Origin of the sequence: Rhizobium sp. CBN3 (assembly GCF_030518245.1) — a bacterium.
Taxonomy (GTDB): domain Bacteria; phylum Pseudomonadota; class Alphaproteobacteria; order Rhizobiales; family Rhizobiaceae; genus Rhizobium; species Rhizobium aethiopicum_A.
The window spans coordinates 245,643-267,495 of the sequence record NZ_JAULSE010000005.1 but is presented as its reverse complement, the minus strand read 5'-3'; the positions used below and the strand labels follow the sequence as shown (position 1 = coordinate 267,495).

At 61.4% G+C, this 21,853-nt stretch carries 20 protein-coding genes and 1 pseudogene; 12 read left to right on the top strand and 9 right to left on the bottom strand.

Annotation, left to right across the window (positions count from 1 at the left end):
• Positions 1 to 83: 83 nt before the first annotated feature.
• Positions 84 to 977 carry a LysR family transcriptional regulator gene (locus tag QWJ46_RS10755; RefSeq protein ID WP_064805022.1) on the bottom strand — a complete coding sequence of 298 codons (894 nt, stop codon included), beginning with the start codon at positions 975 to 977 and terminating at the stop codon, positions 84 to 86.
• Positions 978 to 1,508: 531 nt separating this feature from the next.
• On the opposite strand from QWJ46_RS10755, the gene odc2 reads away from it, so the two are divergent.
• The 3 genes from odc2 (at position 1,509) to QWJ46_RS10740 (ending at position 4,838) form a co-directional block, all read left to right on the top strand.
• On the top strand, positions 1,509 to 2,642 hold the full coding sequence (odc2, locus tag QWJ46_RS10750) for an ornithine/lysine decarboxylase (RefSeq protein WP_302751120.1): 1,134 nt from the start codon (positions 1,509 to 1,511) through the stop codon (positions 2,640 to 2,642).
• Between the two features lie 96 nt (positions 2,643 to 2,738).
• The gene (locus QWJ46_RS10745) at positions 2,739 to 3,329 is read left to right on the top strand and encodes a GNAT family N-acetyltransferase (RefSeq protein WP_302751119.1); all 591 of its coding nucleotides are present in this window, start codon (positions 2,739 to 2,741) and stop codon (positions 3,327 to 3,329) included.
• Positions 3,330 to 3,683: 354 nt separating this feature from the next.
• A complete protein-coding gene (locus QWJ46_RS10740) occupies positions 3,684 to 4,838 on the top strand; it encodes a GGDEF domain-containing protein (protein ID WP_302751118.1) in 1,155 nt (384 codons plus the stop codon).
• Positions 4,839 to 4,866: 28 nt separating this feature from the next.
• On the opposite strand, the gene epsC is transcribed toward QWJ46_RS10740, so the two are convergent.
• The 5 genes and pseudogenes from epsC to QWJ46_RS10715 form a co-directional block, all read right to left on the bottom strand.
• A complete protein-coding gene (gene epsC / locus QWJ46_RS10735) occupies positions 4,867 to 5,670 on the bottom strand; it encodes a serine O-acetyltransferase EpsC (RefSeq protein ID WP_302751117.1) in 804 nt (267 codons plus the stop codon).
• Between the two features lie 89 nt (positions 5,671 to 5,759).
• Positions 5,760 to 5,978: pseudogene (locus QWJ46_RS10730) on the bottom strand (GNAT family N-acetyltransferase); the annotation flags it as partial.
• A 14-nt stretch (positions 5,979 to 5,992) separates the two neighbouring features.
• Positions 5,993 to 6,982 carry a WD40 repeat domain-containing protein gene (locus QWJ46_RS10725; RefSeq protein WP_184454942.1) on the bottom strand — a complete coding sequence of 330 codons (990 nt, stop codon included), beginning with the start codon at positions 6,980 to 6,982 and terminating at the stop codon, positions 5,993 to 5,995.
• Positions 6,982 to 8,070: a GTP-binding protein gene (locus QWJ46_RS10720; RefSeq protein WP_184490955.1), complete on the bottom strand. Its 1,089-nt coding sequence runs from the start codon at positions 8,068 to 8,070 to the stop codon at positions 6,982 to 6,984. Before QWJ46_RS10720 ends, QWJ46_RS10725 begins: the two co-directional genes overlap by 1 nt.
• 145 nt (positions 8,071 to 8,215) lie before the next feature.
• Positions 8,216 to 9,004, bottom strand: coding sequence for a creatininase family protein (locus QWJ46_RS10715; protein ID WP_302751116.1), 789 nt, complete (start codon positions 9,002 to 9,004; stop codon positions 8,216 to 8,218).
• Between the two features lie 85 nt (positions 9,005 to 9,089).
• On the opposite strand from QWJ46_RS10715, the gene QWJ46_RS10710 reads away from it, so the two are divergent.
• The 3 genes from QWJ46_RS10710 (at position 9,090) to QWJ46_RS10700 (ending at position 11,734) form a co-directional block, all read left to right on the top strand.
• Positions 9,090 to 9,602 carry a MarR family winged helix-turn-helix transcriptional regulator gene (locus QWJ46_RS10710; protein WP_302751115.1) on the top strand — a complete coding sequence of 171 codons (513 nt, stop codon included), beginning with the start codon at positions 9,090 to 9,092 and terminating at the stop codon, positions 9,600 to 9,602.
• Between the two features lie 117 nt (positions 9,603 to 9,719).
• Entirely contained in the window at positions 9,720 to 10,742 is a 1,023-nt protein-coding gene (locus tag QWJ46_RS10705) for a LacI family DNA-binding transcriptional regulator (protein ID WP_184454945.1), read from the top strand.
• 26 nt (positions 10,743 to 10,768) lie between these two features.
• Positions 10,769 to 11,734 (top strand): NAD(P)-dependent oxidoreductase, encoded by a 966-nt coding sequence (locus QWJ46_RS10700; protein WP_302751114.1) that lies wholly within the window; start codon positions 10,769 to 10,771, stop codon positions 11,732 to 11,734.
• Between the two features lie 87 nt (positions 11,735 to 11,821).
• Here QWJ46_RS10700 and QWJ46_RS10695 read toward each other — a convergent pair whose 3' ends face one another.
• Positions 11,822 to 12,601: a gamma-glutamyl-gamma-aminobutyrate hydrolase family protein gene (locus QWJ46_RS10695; protein WP_302751113.1), complete on the bottom strand. Its 780-nt coding sequence runs from the start codon at positions 12,599 to 12,601 to the stop codon at positions 11,822 to 11,824.
• Between the two features lie 289 nt (positions 12,602 to 12,890).
• Between QWJ46_RS10695 and QWJ46_RS10690 the strand changes: the two genes are divergently transcribed.
• Positions 12,891 to 13,997 (top strand): TRAP transporter substrate-binding protein, encoded by a 1,107-nt coding sequence (locus QWJ46_RS10690; protein ID WP_088396208.1) that lies wholly within the window; start codon positions 12,891 to 12,893, stop codon positions 13,995 to 13,997.
• A 78-nt stretch (positions 13,998 to 14,075) separates the two neighbouring features.
• Here QWJ46_RS10690 and QWJ46_RS10685 read toward each other — a convergent pair whose 3' ends face one another.
• Both QWJ46_RS10685 and QWJ46_RS10680 read right to left on the bottom strand, forming a co-directional pair.
• The gene (locus QWJ46_RS10685) at positions 14,076 to 15,566 is read right to left on the bottom strand and encodes a TRAP transporter large permease subunit (RefSeq protein WP_184454948.1); all 1,491 of its coding nucleotides are present in this window, start codon (positions 15,564 to 15,566) and stop codon (positions 14,076 to 14,078) included.
• Positions 15,567 to 15,586: 20 nt separating this feature from the next.
• Positions 15,587 to 16,126, bottom strand: a complete 540-nt coding sequence (locus tag QWJ46_RS10680) for a TRAP transporter small permease subunit (protein ID WP_302751112.1) — start codon at positions 16,124 to 16,126, stop codon at positions 15,587 to 15,589.
• Positions 16,127 to 16,453: 327 nt separating this feature from the next.
• Between QWJ46_RS10680 and QWJ46_RS10675 the strand changes: the two genes are divergently transcribed.
• The 5 genes from QWJ46_RS10675 (at position 16,454) to QWJ46_RS10655 (ending at position 21,853) form a co-directional block, all read left to right on the top strand.
• Complete coding sequence (locus QWJ46_RS10675; protein WP_302751111.1) at positions 16,454 to 18,757, top strand: bifunctional diguanylate cyclase/phosphodiesterase; 2,304 nt, start codon at positions 16,454 to 16,456, stop codon at positions 18,755 to 18,757.
• A 141-nt stretch (positions 18,758 to 18,898) separates the two neighbouring features.
• Positions 18,899 to 19,651, top strand: a complete 753-nt coding sequence (locus QWJ46_RS10670; RefSeq protein ID WP_302751110.1) for a hypothetical protein — start codon at positions 18,899 to 18,901, stop codon at positions 19,649 to 19,651.
• 224 nt (positions 19,652 to 19,875) lie between these two features.
• A complete protein-coding gene (locus tag QWJ46_RS10665) occupies positions 19,876 to 20,100 on the top strand; it encodes an aa3-type cytochrome c oxidase subunit IV (RefSeq protein WP_011426827.1) in 225 nt (74 codons plus the stop codon).
• A gap of 206 nt (positions 20,101 to 20,306) precedes the next feature.
• On the top strand, positions 20,307 to 21,455 hold the full coding sequence (locus QWJ46_RS10660; protein ID WP_302751109.1) for a Re/Si-specific NAD(P)(+) transhydrogenase subunit alpha: 1,149 nt from the start codon (positions 20,307 to 20,309) through the stop codon (positions 21,453 to 21,455).
• Positions 21,455 to 21,853, top strand: coding sequence for a proton-translocating transhydrogenase family protein (locus QWJ46_RS10655; RefSeq protein ID WP_003582338.1), 399 nt, complete (start codon positions 21,455 to 21,457; stop codon positions 21,851 to 21,853). Before QWJ46_RS10660 ends, QWJ46_RS10655 begins: the two co-directional genes overlap by 1 nt.

The following is a 21,853-nucleotide window of genomic DNA, read 5'->3' as shown; positions in this document are numbered from 1 at the left end:
GACGGAATTGGGACCGGCTTGTCGTTTGAATCCCGATCGGCACCGCTCCATCGTCCGACCGGACCGGTCTTGCCGTGCAGATCTCACGGATGCTTTTTGAACCAGTTGTGCAGGTAATCGACAAAGATCCTCACCTTGGCCGGCAGGTAGCGCCGGTGCGGGTAGACGGCATAGATGCCGCGGTCGGTCGGAATGTAATCGTTAAACAGCGTCACCAGCTCGCCGCTTTCGATCGGCTTGCGGGCGATGAAATCAGGAATGAGGGCGATGCCGATGCCGGCGAGGGCAGCGCGTAGCGTCGCGTGCGGGCTGTTGACCTCGATCGGTCCCGAGACGGCGACGGCGAAGGTTGTGTTGTCCGGATTGTGGAAGCGGATGCTGCCCTGGGTGCGTGAATTGGTATCGACGATGAAAGGAAGATTGGAAATGTCGCTTGGATGCTCGAGATCGGGATGGCGCTCGAGAAAGTCCGGGGTGGCGCAGAGATGGACGCGGAAATCGGAGATCTTGCGGGCGATCATGCCGGAATCTTCGAGCTTGCTGATGCGGATCGCCACGTCAAAGCCTTCCTCAATCAGATCGACGAACCGGTCATCGGCGGCGATCTCCAGCGAAAGGTCCGGGTTCTCGCCGGCGAAATCGATCAGCGACTGGCCGACGTCGGCGTCGACGAAGGTGCGGGGAACGGAGACGCGCAAACGGCCCTTCAGCTGTGCATTGTTTTCGCGCACGAGATCGGCAAGGTTGTCGATCTCCTTCAAAATATCGGAGGCGCTGCGATAATAGGTGTGGCCGGCCTCCGTCATGGAGAACTGCCGGGTGGTGCGGTTGAGCAGCAACGCTCCGAGCTCGTCTTCCAGTTCGCGCACATATTTGGACAGCAGCGCCTTCGAGCGGCCGGTGCGCCGGGCGGCGGCGGAAAAGCCCTCAGCCTCGACGACATCGATGAAGGCGCGTATGCGCGTCAAAGTATCCATGGTGCTTTCCTAGAACTGTTTCCGAACATTGAACAAATTGGCCCGTCCTGTTCAATTATTTTTTTGGCCACAGGATCAAAAAATCGCTTGATTATGAAGGCGAATATTCTTATCTCCCAGTCAGCCCAAAGTCGCACGTGCCCATGGGTGTCCGCCGAGCCCTCGAATTGGTGAGGAAATCGGTAAGGTACCTGGAATTAACCCCTCCAGTCGCTATTCCGGCCAACCGGAAAATGCGAGGACGCCTGAAGCAACGACGGTGCGGGCCTTTTTGTTCTCTCCCTGCTTTCCATCAGCGGGGGTTACTGAAGAGGCACACCATCATTGCCGGAAGTGCGGTTGGGATTCTCCCTCCAATCCATGGCAGACAAAGCCGAACTTACACCGCGTCCGCGGCGTTGGTTCACTATCCGCGCATCGAGCGCTTGCTATGGTTCCGGGGTCTCCACCGGCTGGTTCCAATGCGAGTTCTCGTATGCCCTTTGTCCTCCGGTTCATGCCGGAGCTCTGGAATTGGAAGAGGGAACTGATATGACCACCCAGCGCATCCGCGACTTTCTCGCAACCCGACGTCCCGACGGTCCCTGCCTTGTGGTTGACCTCGATGTCATCAGAGACAATTTCCACGCCTTCCGTCACGCCATGCCGGATAGCGCCATCTACTACGCCGTCAAGGCCAACCCGGCTCCGGAAGTGCTGAAGCTGCTCGCCAACCTCGGCTCCAATTTCGATTGCGCATCCGTTGCCGAAATCGAAATGGCGCTCGAAGCCGGTGCGACCGCTGCCGGCATCTCCTATGGCAACACGATCAAGAAGGAGCGTGATGTCGCTCGCGCGCATGCGCTCGGCGTCAGCCTCTTCGCGGTCGACAGCCACGAGGAAGTCGAGAAGATCTCGCGTGCAGCTCCCGGCGCCCGTGTCTTCTGCCGCGTGCTCACCGATGGCGAAGGCGCCGAATGGCCGCTGTCGCGCAAGTTCGGCTGCGTTCCGCAGATGGCCGTCGACGTTCTCGTCTACGCTCATCAGCTCGGCCTGCAGTCCTACGGCGTCTCCTTCCATGTCGGCTCGCAGATGACCAAGGTCGATGCCTGGGATTCGGCTCTCGCCGATGCCAAGCGTGTCTTCGTCCAGCTTGCCAAGCAGGGCATTCACCTGCAGATGGTCAACATGGGCGGCGGCTTCCCGACCAAGTATCTGCGCGACGTTCCGTCCGCGGAAGCTTACGGCAAGTCGATCTACCAGGCGCTGCGCACGCATTTCGGCAACCAGATCCCGCAGACGATCATCGAGCCGGGTCGCGGCATGGTCGGCAATGCCGGTGTCATCAAGGCGGAAGTCGTGCTGATCTCCAAGAAGTCGGACAATGACGACGCCCGCTGGGTCTTCCTCGACATCGGCAAGTTCGGCGGTCTCGCCGAAACCATGGACGAGGCCATCCGTTACCCGATCCGCACCGAGCGCGACGGCGACGAGATGGAGCCCTGCGTGATCGCCGGCCCGACCTGCGACTCGGCCGACGTGCTGTATGAAAAGAACCTCTATCCGCTGCCGCTGTCTCTGACGATCGGCGACGAGGTCCTGATCGAAGGCACCGGCGCCTATACGACGACCTACTCGGCAGTTGCTTTCAACGGCTTCGAGCCGCTGAAGGCCTACGTCATCTAAGGTCTTGTTTCTGCTAGTCCCGTAACCAGCCGGGGCGGCAAATCCACAATTCTCCGAAGTCACCGTCTGAAACGGTTTTGAGTGCGGGAGGCCACGATGGCCGCTGTTCTTGATTCTGTCCGCGCATTCTTTGCGCCCTCCATTTTCACCATCGACGCCGAAAATCCGTCGGATGTCGTCGCGCGTGAAAACCTGCTCGATCGCGTCATGGGCACTGACCGCCGCAAGAAGTCGTCGGAGAAAATCCGCCGCAACCGTATTCCGGCCGAAGGACTTGCGCTGGTCGCGCGTGACCGCGATGGCCATCTGATCGGCACGGTGCGGCTCTGGAACGTCGAGGCCGGCGTCAACGCCGAAGGCACGCCGATCAACGCGCTGCTGCTTGGTCCGCTGGCCGTCGATTGCCGTCATGGCGGCAAGGGCGTCGGCTCGGCCCTGATGCGCGCGGCGATCCTCGAGGCGAAGAACCGCGGGCATGGCGCCGTCCTGCTCGTCGGCGATGCCGCCTACTACGAGCGTTTCGGCTTCTTCGCCGAAAAGGCTCGCCATCTTGTCATGCCGGGTCCGTTCGAACGTTCGCGCTTTCTCGCGCTTGAGCTCACCGAAGGCTGGCTCGACGGCGCGGCCGGCATGATTGTCCCCTCGGGACGCATGCTGACCAGCGCGCCGGTTCGCCGCGCAGCTTGAGCTGCGCGCCCACCGGTGGTGATAGGGAACTTTCCCGCCGGTATCCGCGCCGCTGATCACGCAGGCAGGCGGGCCTGACCTGATTGCGGCGCGGATTGTCTTTCCAGCAGAGGATGAGCGCAGGTAGCGGCTCACCAGCAGACACGATCGCGTGAAAAGTGCCATGGGCACACGAAGATGCTGCGGCGAGCGATCCGGCGCTGGCCTGCTGGCCGACATCATCGGCACTGTGCGGGCGGCTTGACTACAGCGGCGGCAGGGAAAACCGCCGATCGTTCAATTCTTAACGAAGGCTCCAATCAAACCGCAAAATGCTTGCTGTAGGTTTCGCCACCAGAACCTCGGAAAAGCGCCATGCTACTGGATCTCAGGACGATCTATTTCATTGTTGCCGTAAGCTGCTTCGTGCTGGGCATTCTCCAGCTTGCAGCCTATGCGACCGGCCGCTTCGAGAGGTGGCCGCTTTGGTGGGGCTTGAGCAACCTCTTCGTCGGTGTCGGTTCCTTCCTCGTCGCGCTGCGCAATCTCGTTCCCTATGCGGTTTCGGTCGACGGCGGCAACGTCGTCACCATCGCCGGCTATATGCTGATGTTTTTTGCCGTGCGCACGTTTTCGGGACGGGTTTTCGACCAGCGCATTTTCTGGCTTGCCATGGTTCTCGTCAGCGTGCCTGTCGTGCTGATCGTCAGCGATCCCGCAGCGGTCTCGGCAAGGCTCCTCTACGTCTCCGTCATCTGCTGCCTTTGCGATCTTGCGGTCGCAAGGGAGGCGATCAGCATCGTCCGCCGCGAGAAACTCTATTCAGCCGGTCTGCTCGTCGGCCTCTATGTCTGCACCGCCATGATCTTTGCGGTGCGCAGCATGCTCGCGGCAACCGGCGAGATCGGCGGGCCCGATCCATTCGGCGGCAGCGTGGTTCATAGCTGGATGGCGGTATCGGCGGTGGCTTTCATCATGCTGCGCAGCATGGCCATGGTGCTGATGGCGGCCGAGCGCAGCCGCAATCAACTGACCGAACTCGCCCATCACGATCCGCTGACCGGCGCGCTCAATCGGGGCGGCCTTGCCCAGCATTTACCCGCTCTCGCTTCCCAGCCGATATCACTGCTGATCATCGACATCGATCATTTCAAGCAGCTGAACGACAGGCACGGCCACGCCGCCGGCGACGACATCCTGCGGCTTTTTGCCAGCATTTCCAAAGGTGTCATGCGCTCAAGCGATCTGCTCGCCCGCCAAGGCGGGGACGAGTTCCTGGCGGTGCTGAAAAACATCTCACAGGAAGATGCGATGGCGATTGCCGAGCGCATTCGTCTCGACTTCGCCGCCGCCGCCATGCAGCGGCCGGATCTCGCCGTCTTTCCGACGCTCAGCATCGGCGTCGCCACGCGGAGAGGCGGCGGAGATTTCGAACGGCTCTTGCACAAGGCCGATGAGGCGCTCTATCGCTCGAAGCGCGAAGGCCGAAATCGCGTCGAAGCCTTTTGGGAAAACCAGCAAGCGGCATAGCGCATGGGCGCGACCCTGTAGGGATACCCTAGATATTCTGATCCATCGTCTCGGCCGGGATTTCGTCGGCACGGTGGATACGAACGACGGCGGCCGGCACGCCGGCGACCGTGCAATGTTCGGGGACCGGCTTCAGCACGACGCTGCCGGCAGCGATTTTGCTGAAGGCGCCGATTTCGATATTGCCAAGGATCTTGGCGCCCGCGCCGATCATGACGCCGTGGCGGATCTTCGGATGACGGTCGCCCGTCTCTTTGCCGGTGCCGCCGAGCGTGACGTTCTGCAGGATCGAGACTTCGTCCTCGATGACAGCCGTTTCGCCGATGACGATGCCCGAGCCATGGTCGAGCATGATGGCAGCGCCGATCCGCGCTGCCGGATGGATATCGGGGCCGAAGACCAGCGAGGCGAGATTGGCGAGCCATGTGGCGATTTCCGGGCGACCGGCGTTCCAGAGTGCGTGGGCGATGCGATGGAAGCCCTTGAGGTTCAGAAGCGCGTGCAGAAACGTCATGCAGGCGGGATCACGCTCGCGCACGGCGGCGAGATCTGCCTCGACTTTCCGCATGATATCGTCCTCAAGCGTAGACAGGATGAGATCGAACAAATCGCCGGTTTCAACTTGCGGCACCGAAAGCCGCGCGGCCAGCACGCGGGCGAGGATCTCACGGCTGCCGGCAGCGTCCGTCACCTGCTCCGCAAGCAGCCGCCGCAATATCGGCTCGCGCACGGCAAGCTCGTTCGCCTCGGCGCGGATCACGGACCAGATGGATACGTCGCCCGAGGATTGCGGCTGTTGCTCGGCCAAGCCGAGGCCGGTCGATTTCGGCATTGACGTTTCCTCCGTCAGCCACGGCGCGGGCAAGGCCTGCGTGGATTTTCATGTTTCTCCCGGCCAAGGCATTTGGCAAGCCCGATCTTCTAACCTGACGGTTTCAGGCTGAGCGTCGGTTTGGGAAGACGGCGCCAATGATAGAGCACGTCAGGCTCTTTTTCCTCGTTGTCGGCGCCGTCGGTCTCTTCCTCGGCGGTAAAGCCATGCCGCTCGTAGAAAGCGCGTGCGCCTGTGTTGCGCTGGAATGTCCAGAGCCGGATCTCATTCATCTCCTCCCTGGCGCAGCCGAGGAGGAGGGAGCCGATGCGGCAACGCGGCCTCAGGCCGAAATGTCGACGACGCCGCAATCGCCGGCTTCCGAGGCGAAAGCAAGCAGCTTGCCGTCCCTGCTCCAGCTCATCGCCGTGATCGCGCCCTTGCCGGGGCGGCGCAGCAGCGCTTCCTTGTTGTCGGCAACGCGAACAGCGAGGATCATGCCGTCAACGAAGCCGATGGCGAGGATATCTTCCAGCGGATGGAATTTCACCGAGGTCGCCATGATGTTGGCGCGGGTGCCGAGTTCGAGCGGCGCCTTGCCCATCGGCCCGTCCTTGCCCTGGAAAGGCCAGACGATGGCCGCCGGCGCGCCCGAGGAGGCGAGCCATTTGCCCTTGACTGACCAGGAGAGGGATTTCACCTTGGAGGGGTAGCCGGTCATGCGCATGTGCCGGGCTTCGGCGCCGGGTTTGCTGTCGAGCTTCCAGCCATGCAGCGCGTTTTCCTGCATCGAGGTGACGAGAAAGTTGCCATCGGGGGAGAAGGTGACGGCGGTATGCGCGCCCTTCCATTCGAGGTCGACCGGTTTGGCGCTCATGCCGACCCAATGCAGCGACACGCCGTTGTAACGGGCAGCCGCGATGCGCAGACCCTTCGGCGCGAAGGCGAGGCCTTCGACCGTGCGCTCCTCCGGAAATTCCTTGGTCGTTCCGTCGGCAAGGCGCACGAGCGAACTTTTGCCGTAGGAATAGGCGATGGCGCCTTGCGGGCCGGCCGCGACCTGCGAAATCCATTTGCGCGGTGCGGTCGCGAGTTCGCTGACGCTGCCGTCGGCGGCGATGCGCAGGACCTTGCCGTCCTCGCCGCCGGAGATCAGGCTTTCGCTATAAGGATCGCGGATCGCGGTGAGCATGCCCTGATGGGCTTCTGAAACCCTCTCGCCGCCGTCCAGCCGGTGAAACGTGCCGTTTGCGCTTGCGAAGAAGGGAACATCAGCTAAAAATTCGACGGCCAGAATGTGGCCGTCGAGATCAAGCGGCGCAACTGTCGGCATCAGGCGGCTGCCTCGCAGGCCTTGAACGAAGCCTCGAGTTTTTCGCGGTCGAGATCGCGGCCGATGAAGACGAGACGGCTTTCATGCTTCTCGCCATCCTTCCACGGACGCTGGTGATCACCCTCGATGATCATGTGCACGCCCTGGACGACGTAACGCTGGGGATCGTCTTTGAAGGCGATGATGCCCTTGAGGCGAAGAATGTTCGGGCCCTGCACCTGGGTGACTTTCTGAATCCACGGGAAGAAGCGCTCGGGGTTCATCTCGCCGCCGCGCAGCGACACCGACTGCACCGTCACATCATGGATCGCCGACATCGCGCCATGATGATGGTCGTGCCCATGATGATCGTGATCATGGCCATGATGGTGGTGGTGGTCGTGATCATGATCGCAATCCGGGCCGCAGACGTGGTCGTCATGGCCGTGTTCCAGGAAATGCGGATCGTTTTCGAGCGCGCGCTCCAGGTTGAAGGCGCCCTGATCGAGCACGCGGGCGAGATCGACGCCGGAGCGGCTGGTCTTGTAGACGCGGGCAGCCGGGTTGATGGCGCGGACGATGTCTTCGATCACATCCAGTTCGTCCGGGGTCACGAGGTCGCTTTTGTTGATGACGACGACGTCGGCGAAGGCGATCTGGTCTTCGGCCTCGCGGCTGTCCTTCAGGCGCAGCGGCAGGTGCTTGGCGTCGACGAGGGCGATGACGGCGTCGAGCTCGGTCTTGGCGCGAACGTCATCGTCCATGAAGAAGGTCTGGGCGACCGGTACCGGATCGGCAAGACCGGTCGTTTCGACGATGATGCCGTCGAAACGCCCGGGGCGGCGCATCAGGCCTTCGACGACGCGGATCAGGTCACCGCGCACCGTGCAACAGACGCAGCCGTTGTTCATCTCGTAGATTTCTTCATCCGACTCGACGATCAGGTCGTTGTCGATGCCGATTTCGCCGAACTCGTTGACGATGACCGCGTATTTCTTGCCGTGGTTTTCGGAGAGGATGCGGTTGAGCAAGGTCGTCTTGCCGGCACCGAGATATCCGGTGAGCACGGTGACGGGAATAGGCTTCTGGGTGGAGATCGCGTCGGTCATGAGAACCTCTAAATTAGGCGTACGGCCGAACGGCTAGGGATCGGCCGCTTGAGCGGTTGGTCTCATATAATGGCATGGGCACGGCAGTTCAAAGGATTTTATATGTTATAAGATCACATCGCCGCCCGATGCGGATGATCGCTTTTCAACGGAGCTCGCCGAGGTCGAATGCATCGACATCCTCCAGAAGTTCCACCAGCCCCTTCACCGCATGGGCAATCAGCGCCTCGCCTTTTTCGGCCGTCGCAGCCGCGGCATTGCCCGCCACGCCTTGTTTGTTGAGATCCGACATCTTCCAGCCGAAGGCATGCGGGCCGTAGGCGCGCAGGTGCTTGAAACGGGTGACGAATTCCGTCTGCCGCGAGGGAAAATCCTCAGCCTTTGCCATGTCTACCTTGTCGGGGTGAAGCGCCAGCATGACCGAGGTCTCGATATCGCCGCCATGGATGCCGATCGCCTTTTCCTCCGGTGCAATCACGCCATCCGGCAGGCCGAAGCGGGTCCAGCTCGTCGCCACAGCCAACATGGCAAAGCGCTCCCGCGCCTCGGTTGCGACGATGGTCATGAGGGGCGAATTGCCGCCATGGGCGTTCAGCATCACGAGTTTGCGGATGCCCTGCTTCGCCAGCCCTTCGGCAATGCCGAGCCAGCGGTTGACCGCTTCGTCGAAGGCGAGCGTCTTCGTTCCTTCAACATCCATATGCTCTATGGAGTAACCGACCGATTCGGCGGGCAGGAAGGTGACCGACAGTCCGGCGGGCAGGGCCATTTTCAATCTTTCGGCGATGCCGTCGGCAATCAGCGTATCGGTTTCGAAGGGCAGGTGAGGGCCGTGCTGCTCATGGGCACCGAGCGGCAGCACGGCGATCGGGCGGTGTGCGCCGGGGGCGCAAACCGAGCTGCTGTCGTCGAAGCGGGGCGAAGGCGTCATCATCCGGTCGTTGCCTCTTGTTTATGACGAGATCATGGGCAATGTCATATCGCAGCGGCGTCGGGGCTTAAAGATCAAAGGGATGGCTATGGGAAAGAAGCATAAGGACGGCAAGAAGAGCAAGTCCAAGAAGAAGGACCAGACGGAGTACACGCTCGTCGATCTTTCTCCGGCGCTCACCCAGGCGGCCCGTTCCATGCGCACGGTGCTCTCGCGCAACCTGTTCGAAAGCGGTCTCTATGCCGGGCAGGACGGGGTCATTCTCTCGCTCGCCGAGAGCGATGGCATGACGGCGGGCGGTCTTGCGCAAAAGCTCGGCGTCAAGGCGCCGACGATGACGCGCACCATCGGCCGCATGGAAGCGCAGGGCTTTCTCGAGCGCAAGCCCGATGCCGAGGATGCGCGCCTCACCAAGGTCTATCTCACTCCGCTCGGCCGTGACAGCGTGCGGGCGATCGAAATGGCGGCCTCGGCCTGCGACAGACTGGCCACCCAGGAATTTTCAGAAAAGGAAATCCGCAATCTGGTTCGCCTGCTGAAGGCGATCGACGTCAATCTGCAGGCGGAAGCGCACGCCATCGAAGAGCCGGACGAAGACTGAAATTTCTCCTGAAAGACGAATTGCTTCCGCTGGTTAAATCTTTTAATTAAACAGTTTAAGGGCTGCGCCGTTTCCGGCGTGGTCTTACTGTCTTGCGTGCTGCCTGGAGGAGGACACGTGGCCCAGAAGATCAAGCTTTCGACAATTGCCGAGACGCTCGGCATTTCAACGGCGACCGTATCGCTCGCCTTGCGCGACAGTCCGCTGGTTGCCGGCAATACGCGGGAGAAGATCAAGGAGCAGGCGCGCGCGCTCGGCTATATCTACAATCGCCGTGCCGCCAGCCTGCGTACCTCGCGCTCCGGCATCATCGGCGTCGTTGTCCACGACATCATGAATCCGTTCTACGGTGAGATCCTGAAGGCGATTGAAAGCGAGCTCGACCGCAGCCGCCACACCTTCATCCTTTCCAATCACTACGACAATGTCGAGAAACAGCGCACCTTCATCGAGACGCTCCTGCAGCTCGGCGGCGACGGCGTCATCATGTCGCCGGCGATCGGCACGCCGCCGGAAGATCTGCAGTTGGCGGAAGAGAACGGCATGCCGGCGATCCTCGTCGCCCGCTCAATGGACGGTCTGGAGCTGCCGACCTATCGCGGTGACGACAGCTATGGCATCTCGCTCGCCACCAACCACCTGATCGGTCTCGGTCACCGCTCGATCGCCATGATCGGCGGTACGGACCAGACATCCACCGGCCGCGACCGCTATCAAGGCTATGTCAACGCGCTACGCAAGGCGGGCATCGAAGTCGATCCGAATCTGCGCATTCCCGGGCCCCGCTCGAAGCAGGGCGGTTTCGAAGCGGCGGTGCATTTCCTCTCGCTGCCTCAGAAGCCGACGGCGGCCGTTTGCTGGAACGATCTCGTCGCGATCGGCCTGATGAACGGCATTGCCCGCGCCGGCCTGGTGCCGGGCCGCGATATCTCCGTCACCGGTTATGACGATCTCGAGGAGGCCTCGATTGCCACGCCGGCGCTGACAACCGTCTGGAACGGTCAGACCGAAGTCGGCCGTCTGGCCGCGCGCGCGCTTCTCGACCGTCTTGCCGGCAGCCACGAACCTGATGGCATGCATCTCATTAAGCCGGAAATGCGCATCCGCCAGTCGACCAGTCCCCATCGGCCCCGCGCCTGAACCAGACCCTGTCCAAGAGGAAAGCCATGTCCCGCATCGCCATTCTCGTTCCCGGGAAGATACACGAACGTGTTCTCGAAAGGCTGAAGGATCGTTTTGAGATCATCGCTGTCGCCCGCGAGGAAAAGCTGGCGCTCGACAGCGATACCGCCGGCCGCATCCGCGGCGTCGCCGTCTCCGGCGCTTTTCCCGGCGCCTGGATGGACCAGTTGCCTGGCGTCGAGGTGATCGCCAGTTTCGGCGTCGGTTATGACGGCATGGATGTGAAGTGTGCGGCCGAAAAGGACATGGTCGTCACCAATACGCCAGACGTTCTGAACGACGAGGTTGCCGATACGGCGATCGGCCTGCTCCTGAACACGATCCGAGAGCTGCCGCGGGCCGAAGCCTGGCTGCGTGCCGGCAACTGGAAGCCGAGCACGGCTTATCCGCTGTCACGTTTCTCGCTCAAGGGCCGTCATGTCGGGCTCTACGGCCTTGGCCGCATCGGGCTCGAGATCGCCAGGCGGCTGGAGCCGTTCAAGGTGAAGATCAGTTATCACACGCGTTCGCGCCATGCGGACGCGCCCTACGATTATCACCCGACGTTGAAGGGACTGGCGGAGGCGGTGGACACGCTGATCGCCATCGTTCCGAAGACGCCGCAGACGCACAAGACGATCGATGCTGATATCCTGGCCGCTCTCGGTCCGAACGGAATTCTCGTCAATGTCGGCCGCGGCTGGACGGTGGATGAAGAAGCGCTGAGCGCCGCCCTCGCATCGGGCGCGCTCGGCGCTGCCGGTCTCGACGTTTTTTATGAAGAGCCAACGGTGCCGACCGGCCTGCTGGAACCGGCCAATGCGGTGCTGTTGCCGCACGTGGCATCGGCCTCCGTGCCCACGCGCATGGCGATGGCCGATCTCGTCGCCGACAATCTCATCGCCTGGTTCGAGAGGGGGGCGGCGCTAACGCCGGTGCCGGAGACGCCGCAAAAGCTCAACCGAGACTGAGTTCAGCTGCCTCCGAGACCGTGTGCGTCCCTGAGGATGCACACGGGCGCTCGTGCTTTCCGGAAATCGGCAACGACGGCCGATGCGCTAGGCGATCGCCTGCGCGATGATAGCCGCCAGTTTGCCGGCAGCGTAGCTGCGGACGGCGTTGCCGAAGGCGGCAAACAGCTGGTTCGACACCTTGTCGGTTTCGGCCCAATATTCCGGGTGCCATTGCACGCCGACGGCGAAGGCCTTGGCATCGATCACGGAAACGGCCTCCACCGTGCCGTCTTCGGCGGTGGCTTCCACCTGCAGGCGCGGTGCGGTTCTGGCAATTGCCTGGCGATGCAGCGAATTCACGCGGATATCGCCCGGTCCTAGAATGCCCGATATGCAGGAGCCTTCCTTGACATGGACGGTCTGGCGGATGGCGTACATGCCGTCACGGTCGACGCCCTCCGGTCGGCGATGGTCCCAGACGCCGGGCTGCTCGTGGATCTCGCTTGCCAGCGAGCCGCCGAGAGCGACATTCAGTTCCTGAATGCCGCGGCAGATGGCGAGCAGCGGGATGGCACGGTCGATGGCGCGGCGAATGAGCGGCAGACTGGTGGCGTCGCGCGCGGGGTCGAAGGGGCCGTCCCGTTCAGTCGCTTCGGCGCCATAAAGCGCGGGATGCACATTGCTGGCCGAGCCGGATACCAGCAGGCCATCGACGCGGTCGAGTATCGCGTCGGTATCGTAGCCTGCCTCGAAGGCGGGGATCATGAAGGCCATGACGCCGGCCGCATTCAAGGCGGCACGGAGATATTGATGCTGCACGGCATGCCAGGTCGCGCCGTCGAAGCTGCGGATATCGGCAGGAATGGCAACGATCGGTTTCGTCATGTTTGCACCGGTAAAATCTTCTGCTCGTCGTTTTTGCCGCCAGAACGGCGGTGAAGTCAACGCTTGGCTTTGTCCGATGACCAATTGCGCCGCAAACGGCACCGCGGCTCCGGGGCTCGCGCTAAGCTGCTGATTTTGATGGACGCCTCGCGCGCTCCCTATTGCTATCCTGATGCCAAAGGCTAATAGACTAAAGCTTGAATCGCGGCCCCCTCCATGCTTAGCTCTGCCCTCGCTGCGGGTAGGGATGGATTGGCCGCGCAGTGCCATCTATACGGGAGGTTTTTTGATGGATCGTCGTTCGTTTTTCAAAAAGGCGGGAACCGCCGGCGCCGGCGCGGTTGCCGCAACGGCGCTGGCGGCGCCTGCGATCGCGCAAGAGAATCCGAAGATCGCATGGCGTATGACGTCGTCGTTTCCGAAGAGCCTGGACACGATCTATGGCGGTGCCGAAGACATCGCCAAGCATGTTGCCGCCGCGACCGACGGTAATTTCACCATCCAGCCTTTCGCGGCCGGTGAAGTCGTGCCGGGCCTGCAGGCTGTCGATGCGGTGGCCGCAGGGACCGTCGAGGCAGCCCACACCACCTCCTATTATTTCGTCGGCAAGGATCCGGCCTATGCCTTCGGAACAGCCATCCCGTTTGGATTGAACAGCCGCCTGACCAACGCCTGGTTCTACGAAGGCAATGGCAATACGCTGATGAACGAGTTCTACGCCACGCAGGGCATGTATGCCCTGCCGGCCGGCAATACCGGCGCACAGATGGGCGGCTGGTTCCGCAAGGAAATCAATACGCTTGACGATCTGAAGGGCGTGAAGATGCGCATTGCCGGTCTTGCCGGACGCATCATGGAGAAGGTCGGCGTCGTCCCGCAGCAGATCGCCGGCGGCGACATCTACCCGGCGCTTGAAAAGGGCACGATCGATGCGGCCGAGTTCGTCGGTCCCTATGACGACCTGAAGCTCGGCTTCCACAAGGTGGCGAAATACTACTATTACCCGGGCTGGTGGGAAGGCGGCCCGACGGTGCACGCCTTCTTCAATCTGGATAAGTGGAGCAACCTGCCGAAGCATTATCAGGCAGCGCTCACCGACGCCTGCGCCTTCGCCAACACCAACATGCTGGCGAAATACGACATGAAGAACCCGACGGCGCTGAAACAGCTCGTTGCGGAGGGTGCGACGTTGCGCCCGTTCAGCCAGGAGATCATGGAAGCCTGCTTCCAGGCGGCAATGGGCATCTACGGCGAAATTTCGGCCAACAACCAGTATTTCAAGAAGATCTACGAGGATCAGACCGCCTTCAAGCGCGACGCCTATCTGTGGATGCAGCTTTCGGAATACACCTTCGATACCTTCATGATGATCCAGCAGCGGGCCGGAAAGCTCTAGCTTTCCGCGACCGGCATCGACGCTGTAGGCGAATGCAAGCAAAACCCCGGATCGTTGATCCGGGGTTTTTTTGTTCGGCTATTTGGCAGGCGCCGGCGGGGCGCCCGGCAGGCCGTTCAGCGGCGGCAGGGTGAGGCCCGGTATCTGCGGCGAGCCGTTGCCGCCGCCCACCGGCGGCAGGCCGAGCTGGCCGCCAAAGCCCGGCACTTCGATCTTGATCGAGTTCGGATCGACCTTGGGCCCATGGTCCAGCCAGTAGGTAACCGATTGCGGCCAGAAGATCACGATCGCCACCAGGATGATCTGCATGCCGACCCAGGGCAGGGCGCCCATGTAGATATCGGAGGTCTTGACGTCCTTGCTGGCGATCGAGCGGAGGTAGAACAGCGCAAAGCCGAAAGGCGGATGCATGAAGCTGGTCTGCATGTTGACGCAGATCAGGACGCCGAACCAGATCAGGTCGATCCCAAGGCTGGAGGCGACGGGCGCGAGCATCGGAATGACGATGAAGGCGATCTCGAAAAAATCGAGGAAGAAGGCGAGCACGAAGATGAAGATGTTGACGAAGATCAGGAAACCGACCGGGCCGCCGGGAATGCCCGACAGCATGTGCTCGATCCAGCGCGAACCATCCATGCCCTGGAAGACCAGACTGAAACAGGTGGAGCCGATCAGGATCATCACCACCATTGACGTAATATGGGTGGTCGACGTCATTGCTTCGCGGATCAGCGGCCAGGTGAGACGGCGGTTCATGGCTGCCAGCGCCATGGCGCCGACGACGCCGAGCGCGCCGGCTTCCGTCGGCGTCGCAAGGCCCATAAAAATCGTACCGAGCACGAGGAAGATCAGCACGATCGAGGGCACCATGCCCATCAGCACCTTCGCCAAAAGCGCCCAGTTGAAGTCGCCGCGCACCTCTTTCGGCAGCGGCGGCATCGATTTCGGCTGGATGATCGACATCACCAGGATGAAGAGCACGAAAATCGTCACCTGCAGGATCGAGGGGCCGATGGCGCCGAGATACATGTCGCCGACCGATCTGCCCAACTGGTCGGCGAGAACGACGAGCACGAGCGAGGGTGGGATCACCTGGGTGATGGTGCCGGAAGCGGCGATAACGCCGGTGGCAAGGCGCGGGCTGTAGCCATAACGCAGCATAATCGGCAGCGAGATCACCCCCATGGTGATGACGGAGGCGGCTACCGTGCCGGTGATGGCGCCGAGCACGGCACCGACAAGGATGACGGCATAGGCGAGGCCGCCGGGAATGCCGCCGAAGAGCTTGCCGGTGCCTTCGAGCAGATCCTCGGCAAGGCCGCAGCGCTCTAATATCGCCCCCATGAAGGTGAAGAAGGGAATGGCGAGCAAGAGGTCGTTGGAGACGATGCCGAAAAAGCGCAGCGGCAGCGCTTGCAGAAAGGCTTCGCTGAAATGGCCGGTGACGATGCCGATGATGCCGAAGAACAGGCCGACGGCGGCGAGTGAAAAGGCGACCGGAAAGCCGTAGAGCATGAAGATGACCATGCCCAGGAACATGGCCGGCGGAATGATGCCGAAATCAAACAAATCCGTTCCTCCCGGGAGCGCTACTGCAGCGGCTTTTCGTATTTGGTGTCGATGCTGATTTGACCGGTCAGCGCTGCGATCCGCTTGATCAGCTCGGAAACGCCCTGGAGGGAAAGCAGCGCGAAGCCGGCGACGAGGATCAGCTTGACAGGCCAGCGGATCAGCCCGCCGGCATTGCCCGATATTTCCCCCTGCCGGTAAGAAAGAGCGAAGAAGGGCCAGCAGAGCCAGGTGAGGAAGACGCAGACGGGGATGAGGAACAGGATGAGGCCGACGATGTCGATCCAGATCTTCGCCTTGTCGGACACTGCGCCATAAATCAGGTCGACACGAACGTGCTCATTGTTGCGCAGCGCATGCGAGGCGCCGAGCATGACGACGAAGGCAAAGAGATACCACTGTATCTCAAGCCATCCGTTCGAACTGTAGTTGAAGGTGTAGCGGACGATGGCATTACCGGCGCTGATGAGACAGCAGAACAGGACCATATATTCGGAAAGTTTGCCCATGATCCGACTGACCGAATCAATCAGCCGGCTTGCCGCCAGAAGTGTCGACATTCGTTTCCCTTGTTCTTGTCCTGCCATTTTTCGGCAGCGTTCCCTCTTTGGCATCGGTGTAGACCACGGCTTTTGAAATTGGAAGGATAAATGCCTCGCGTTGGAGCATAGTCCAAGTCGCAACGCGCAGCCTGTATGGTTCGCCAATGTTTTAACAACCCAAGCGTGGATAAATTATTTTCCAAATCTCGCCGGCAGGCTGCATTATCTCGCGCAGGCTGTGGTGTTCATCCGCTGGTTTTAGAAAATTTGACCAAATGTTTGATTCGATTGAAATCAATTTTTAAAAGGTTCGGCTTAGAATCCCCGCGCACAGGGAAAGTGTGGATGAAGCCAGATAACCCGAACAGGGTCCCTATTGATGTGTATTTGTCGTTTGTGAGCTCCCTTTCCGGGAACCGCATGACGCTTCTTGTCGGCGTGATCGTCCATGTCGCGACGTGCCTCGCAGTGGCTGCCAAGACGCAGTACTCCCTCTACATCCTGCTGTCGGTCGCCTTCCTTCTGGTCTTCAGCGCTCGCATGGCCATCTTCCGGCAGTTCGATCGTGTCGACAAGCAGAGCCTGTCGCGCGCCGGAATCGAGCGTTGGGAGCGGATTCTTGTCGCGGCCGGATCCTGCACCACCGCACTCCTCGGCATCGCCAGCGGCTACGCTATCTTCGTCGTGCACGATTCCTTTGCGGAGCTTGCCTGCATTTCCGTCACCATGGCGACCATGGTTTCGGTTGTCGGGCGCAACTACGGCTCGCGCTTCGCGGTCGACCTCCAGACGGCCTTCTGCTGCCTGCCGATGATCGTCGGCAGCCTGCTGGCGCTGGACTTCTATCGCGGTGTGCTGTCGATCTTTCTCATCCCCTTCTGGCTGACGACGCGGGCGATGGCGAATGGCGTGCGCGAGTTTCTGTATGAGAATGTCATCGCGCGCCGGGAAATCACCATTATCGCCGACCGTTTCGACACCGCGCTCAACAACATGCCGCATGGCCTCGTCATGGTCGATGCCGAAAACCGCATCCAGGTCGTCAACCGCAAGGCCTGCGAACTGCTGAAAATCGGTGCGCCGGAGCGGCTGAAAGACCGCGATCTTGGCGCCGTGCTGCGCTATGGCGCACGCTACAGCTTCATGGACGCCTCACAGCCGGAGCTCATCCTGCGCCAGCTCACCCAGGTGGCCGAAGGTAACCTGTCGCGTACGCTCATTCATTTTCCCGAGGGCCTGTCGCTCGAATTCTCCGCCAGCCGCAGGGCCGACGGTGGCGCGGTGCTGATCTTCGAAGACGTATCCAGCCGTGTGAAGGCCGAGCAGAAGATCATGCACATGGTCCGCTTCGATGCGCTGACCGGCCTGCCGAACCGCGAATATTTCGGCCAGCTGGTGCAGGAGTATCTCGCCAAACATCCGAGAAAATCCGGGCCGCTTGGCTTTATGGTGCTCGATATCGACGAGTTCAAACACGTCAACGACATGCGCGGTCACGTCACCGGCGACCATCTGCTTTGCGCCATCGCCGCCCGCATCAAACGGGTCTGTGGCAACGCCATCCTCGGCCGGCTGATGGGCGACCAGTTCATCCTGTTCTTCCCGCATGCGAAGGAGCTGGCCTCACTCGACCTCGAGATCCGTCGCGTGCACGCTGCGATCCAAGGCCATTATGAGGTCGACGAGCTGACCTTCCTCATTTCGCTCAGTGCTGGTTACGCCATTCTCGAAAGTTCCGCTTTTGCGATGGACGAATGGAGCGTCAAGGCGGATCTTGCGCTGTTCGAGAGCAAGTCGCGCTTCAAGGGCGGCATATCCGGCTTCGAGCGTGAGATGGACGGGCGCTATATCGAACAGCAGAAGCTGAAAGCAGACCTTCGCGAGGCGGTCTCTGCGCAGGCGCTGCATCTCGTCTTCCAGCCGATGTTCCGGGCTGATGGTTCGCGCATCGAATGCGCCGAGGCGTTGGCGCGCTGGGTGCATCCGGAGAAAGGCTCGATTCCGCCTGATGTCTTCATTCGGCTCGCCGAGGACATGGGCATCATCTCCGACATCACTCGTTTCGTGCTGTTCAAAGCCTGCAGCGAATGCATGACCTGGCCAGAGCACATCGCCGTCTCGGTCAACCTCTCGGCGCGGGATTTGCGCGATGCCGACATTCTGTCGGTGGTCGCCGACGCGCTTGCCCATTCCGGGCTCGACGCGGCGCGGCTGCATCTCGAAGTCACCGAAAGCTGCCTGATCGACGAGCCGCAGGCTGTGCGCGCCATCCTGGCGGAACTCAGAGCCCGCGGCATCACCATCGCGATCGACGATTTCGGCACCGGCTTCTCCAGCCTGAGCTATCTCGATACGCTGCCGCTCGATATCGTCAAGATCGATCGTTCCTTCGTGCGTAATATCGTCGAGGATACCCGTCGCCTTAAGCTCTTGCGCGGCACGGTCAACCTCGCCAGGGAACTCGGCCTCAAGATCGTCATCGAGGGGGTTGAGACCGAAGAGCAGCTCGCATTGCTCAACAAACACCGCAGCACCGATCTGGTGCAGGGCTATGTTTTCTCGCAGCCGGTGCCCTCCCAGAACATCCCGCTCCTACAACAGGGCGTCGGCCGCCGCGTCGTCCAACGTCGCCGCCACAAGGTCGCCTGAGCACTCGGCAGCCGCCGATTTTCCTTGTCACACTCCCCCGCCGTTAACCTTAATACTTTATAAACGAACCGAATTATCGGATTTCCTTGCCTAAATCTCGCTGGCGTATGATTAATGATCCGTTAACGAGTGGATCAAAATATGTCAGACACACTGTTCACGCGTAGTGATTTCAGTACGAAAATTTTGGAAATTCTGGATCAGGTCGAATATCGCCGTGTCGAAAGCAGCGAAGACATGGAGGAGGTGGAGCGGCTGCGCTACAAGGCCTACAAGGCCCATGGCGCGCTGTCGCTTGCCCCGGCAGGCCTATTGGACGATGTCGATTTCGACAGCCATGCTTATATCTTCGGTCTCTACTATTATGGCGAACTGGTCAGTACGATCAGACTTCACTATGTGACGCCGGAGCATCGTATCAGCCGGTCCGGAGAGGCCTTTCCCGAGGCGATGGATGAGCTTTTGGACGCCGGGCTGACCTTGATCGACCCGGCGCGTTTCGCGGCCGATCCGGAGCTCACCGCCAACCTGCCATGGGTTCCCTATCTGACGCTGAGACCCGCCATCGTCGCGGCAGCGTATTTCCGGGCTGACCGGGTTATTCAGTCCGTCCGGCCCCCGCATGCCGCCTTCTACAAGCGGGTCTTCTATGCCGATACCATTGTGCCCGGCCGACTGGCGGAGAGTTACGGCGTTGATGTGACGCTGATGGCGACGAATGTAGTGGAGGTCGGGCGCAAGCTGTTGACGCGCTATCCTTTCTTCATCTCCAGCGCCAGCGAACAGCGCATGATGTTTTCGCGCACTCCCCACGATACGTTGCCGCCGCTTACCATCATCCCGACGGCGCGCTTCGTGCCACAAGGTGAACTCGGCACCGACCTGCCGCTGTAATTTCTCCTGCTCTGCGAATGAGGAGAGGTTATGCAGCGGTGACAAGATCCGCAGCCGGCGCCCTCACGTTTTTTCCTTGCGGAAGAAGGTGGTTTGGAACCGCGGCTGCGGCATTCTCATGCATTGCGCTTTCGCCTGTCATTGTGTAATTCCTGCAGCCAGGGACTTCCCTCGGCTTAAGAGGGAATCAGGCAGCGCAAAAGCATTTCAGGGAGACGATATTTATGGCCGAACATCATACCGGACCGGTCGAGACCGGCGCGCCGATGGATTACAAGGAACATGAGCAGACCTACAACATGTTCATTGCCGGCACGAAATACGGCACGATGCTTCTCGTCGTTCTCCTGCTGGCGATGACCGCCGGTTTCTTCGGCGGCGCCGGCCTTCTCGGTGGCCTCTTCGTCTTCATCGTTCTTCTCGCCGCCGGCATCTTCCTGTTCCGCTGATCGCGGCTGGCGCATCGGCCTGAAAATCGCAATCGATTTTCGGCAAACGCGATGTGTCTGTTCAGGGAGTTGGAGCGTCTTTGTGTGTCCGGGGGGACGTACGGCGCTCTAAGGGGAGGGGAGGCTTCTCCGAAGCCTTGTGAATTAGGTGCTTGGCCTGCGCAGGCGAGCCTGCGGCGGTCTGGCTGACCCGGAGGAGGGGGCAGTTGGGCAATATTGTTTTCGTTGCAAGGGAAATCACGGACGGCGAGACGCGTGTCGCGGCCTCCGCCGAGACCGTGAAGAAGATGAAGAGTTTCGGCTTCGATGTCGTCGTCGAAGCCGGCGCCGGTACGGCTTCGCGCATTCCGGACGCCGAGTTCGAAGCCGTAGGCGCCAGAATCGGCAGTTTTGCCGATGCAGCCTCCGCCGACGTGGTGCTGAAGGTGCGCCGCCCGAGCCCATCGGAAATCGCGGGTTACAAGAGCGGCGCCGTCGTCATTGCGATCATGGACCCCTACGGCAATGACGAGGCGATTGCGGCGCTCGCGAGTGCCGGGCTTTCGGCTTTCGCCATGGAGCTGATGCCGCGCATCACCCGCGCCCAGTCGATGGACGTGCTCTCCTCTCAGGCCAATCTCGCCGGCTATCAGGCGGTCATCGAGGCGGCGGCGGTCTATGACCGCGCCATGCCGATGATGATGACGGCGGCAGGCACCGTGCCGGCCGCCAAGGTCTTCGTCATGGGTGCCGGCGTCGCCGGTCTGCAGGCGATCGCCACGGCGCGGCGCCTCGGGGCGGCGGTCTCGGCCACCGACGTTCGCCCGGCCGCCAAGGAGCAGGTTGCCTCGCTCGGCGCCAAGTTCATCGCCGTCGAGGACGAGGAGTTCAAGGCGGCGGAAACGGCCGGCGGTTACGCCAAGGAAATGTCGGCAGACTATCAGGCGAAACAGGCGGCGCTCGTCGCCGAACACATCGCCAAGCAGGATATCGTCATCACCACCGCTCTCATTCCCGGCCGGCCGGCGCCGCGGCTCGTCTCGCGCGCCATGCTTTCCTCGATGAAGCCGGGTGCGGTCGCGGTCGACCTCGCGGTCGAGCGCGGCGGCAATATCGAGGGCGTCGTTGCCGGCGAGGTCGCCGACGTCGACGGCGTCAGCGTGATCGGCTTCGCCAATATGCCGGGCCGGGTCGCAGCCAGCGCCTCGGCGCTTTACGCCAAGAACCTCGTCACCTTCCTCGAGACGATGGTCAACAAGGAAACGAAGGCGGTCGTCGTCAACCTCGACGACGAGCTCGTCAAGGCAACGATGCTGACCTATGCCGGCGACGTGGTGCATCCCGCCTTCGGCGGCGCGAAGAAGGGAGACATGTGATGGCCAGTGAAGCAATGGACAGAGCGCTGCAGCAGTTGAACGACGCCGTGACGGCCGTCGCCACCGCAGCCGCGCATGCCCCGGAAGCGGCAAGTGCGGCAACGGGCGGGGCGATCGATCCCTTCGTCTTCCAGCTGGCGATCTTCGTCTTGTCGATTTTCGTCGGCTATTACGTCGTCTGGTCGGTGACGCCGGCGCTGCATACGCCGCTGATGGCGGTGACCAACGCGATCTCCTCGGTCATCGTCGTCGGCGCGCTGCTGGCGGTCGGCATCTCCACAAGCGGGCTTGCGACTGGCTTCGGTTTCGTCGCCCTGGTGCTGGTCTCGGTGAATATCTTCGGCGGCTTCCTGGTCACGCAGCGCATGCTTTCGATGTACCGCAAGAAGGACCGGTGA